The 1,830-nt window shown below is 41.5% G+C and carries 1 protein-coding gene and 1 pseudogene; both read right to left on the bottom strand.

What is annotated here, in order from left to right; genetic code table 11:
- Positions 1-68: 68 nt before the first annotated feature.
- Positions 69-470, bottom strand: a complete 402-nt coding sequence (locus F6K37_RS40530) for a hypothetical protein (protein WP_008185199.1) — start codon at positions 468-470, stop codon at positions 69-71.
- A gap of 78 nt (positions 471-548) precedes the next feature.
- Positions 549-1,688, bottom strand: a pseudogene (locus F6K37_RS40525) (ISKra4 family transposase).
- Between the last annotated feature and the right edge of the window lie 142 nt (positions 1,689-1,830).

Raw genomic sequence — 1,830 nt, 5'->3', positions numbered from 1 at the left:
GGGAGCATCCCATTTTGGAAAAAAAATAAAATTTATTCGCGAGTGTTAATCGCGAATAATATCCCAACTTAGATATTTTCTTGTTCGGAGTCAAAAGAAATATCTAGTAAGCTCTTTTTAAGAGAATCAATAGTTTTTTGTAATTCAGAAACTATGGTTCTTCTGGCTACACCCATCACCCCAGTGACATGGGCTTCACTCCCAGCCTTCCCCAAATGCTTATATTTACTTAACTTGGGCCGTGAACCTGTGGTCTTAAAGGTGGGTGAACTGGCTTGTAATTTGTAATACCAGTAGGCTTTTTGGAGCTGTCGAACTTGATAACGCGCTACCCAAGCATCTTCCGGAGCAAGTTCCCCTTGACCCTCGAAGAACTTTTGATAGGTTTCGAGACTAGCAATCGCTGTCTGTAAACGAGTTATTCTCTCTAGTGTATCTTGTTGTGACTTACGGGAAACTCTTCTGCCCATTGAGGAAAATCTCCATGGGACATCTATTCGCGAGTATAAATCGCGAATATTGTCTAGTGTAGCAGGATTTTTAAGGGCTTAAATAGCTAGTTGACCGTTGAGATAGGCACAACGCAGTTGTAAGATATTAGCGACATTATCCCGGTGCCACTGGGCTCCGTTTAGTTTAACTCGGTGGCTGATTTGTTTGACAGCCGATTCCACCGCTCCGCTTCCAATTGAACAAATTTGTTCCCTTTGAAAAGAGTGATAATTTATTAACCTTTTACGATGTTTTTTGAGATAGCAAATAAATTGAGTTCCTCCCACTGGCTGAACTGACTTTAACAACTTCATTGCCTCGGATACCTGTCCCATCCACAGGTAAGCCTCTAACTGTTTTTTGAGGGATTTTGTCGTTTCTATTTTAGGCAGATTTTCGATTAGGTGATACCAGTCCAAGATTTCAATCCTATCCTTATTATCTCCAATTTCAGATATATTCCAGATTCCATCATGTCCATCTCCTAAGCAGTAGAAGGGCGAGGTTAATAATTGACTATTTATCCAATCCGTTAAAGATAGATTATCTTGAAAAAATGCTCCGTAATAAATACCTGTCTTGATGCAGTCGCTCATGGGGGGAACCCCCAAGACCGCGCTGCATCGCTTGTAAACGAGCTGTTTTGTATTCTTTCCAAGAACTAGGTTCTCCTAAAGTTTCCGTCCTCAAGCGGATTTTCCCTCCATCAACACTTACCTCGGATAACCCTTGTTTTAGATCAGGAAGTGTCAACTCAATTTGGTTAACCTTTCGTTCGCGTAGCGTGGCCTTTGGCCAATGATGAGTGGAGTGACCAACTTGGAGTCCAGTTAACAGATATAAGTCCTGCTCTGCATCTTGATAAGATTCATTGGCACTCAAGAGGAGACAGCATTTTTCCAACAGAGGGCTATGGCGCGTATAAGGTTGTATTCCCAAAGCATCTGCTTGTTTTTTGGTAATCTTCAGTTTTCCCAGACAGCTTTTAATGGTTCTGGTTTTTCCTCGTTGGATTTGGGTCTTTTTTCCGATCAAAAAAGGGCAATTTTGGGACTGACATGTTCTCAAACCTGCTGTCTGACTGTAATTTCGATATCTGCTAGGCTTTCTAAGCTATCAGTGTCAGTATTGTTGTACAGAATCTCACTGGCTCGTATTAAACAAGCTTCCAGCTCTTCCCGTTCGGATGGAGTCATTAGCAAAGCGTATGAACATCTACGTCTCTATTATGCCAGCTCCTAAACCTCCAACTCTACATTTGGAATTTAATTCGCGAGATATAATCGCGAATTAAATTCTCCCCCTCTCCTTGTATTTTCCAAAATGGGATGCTCCCAA

Origin of the sequence: Moorena sp. SIO4E2 (genome assembly GCF_010671945.1) — a bacterium.
GTDB classification, from domain to species: Bacteria; Cyanobacteriota; Cyanobacteriia; order Cyanobacteriales; family Coleofasciculaceae; genus Moorena; species Moorena producens.
The sequence above is the reverse complement of the archived record's forward strand: the minus strand, read 5'-3'. Positions and strand labels throughout refer to the sequence as shown.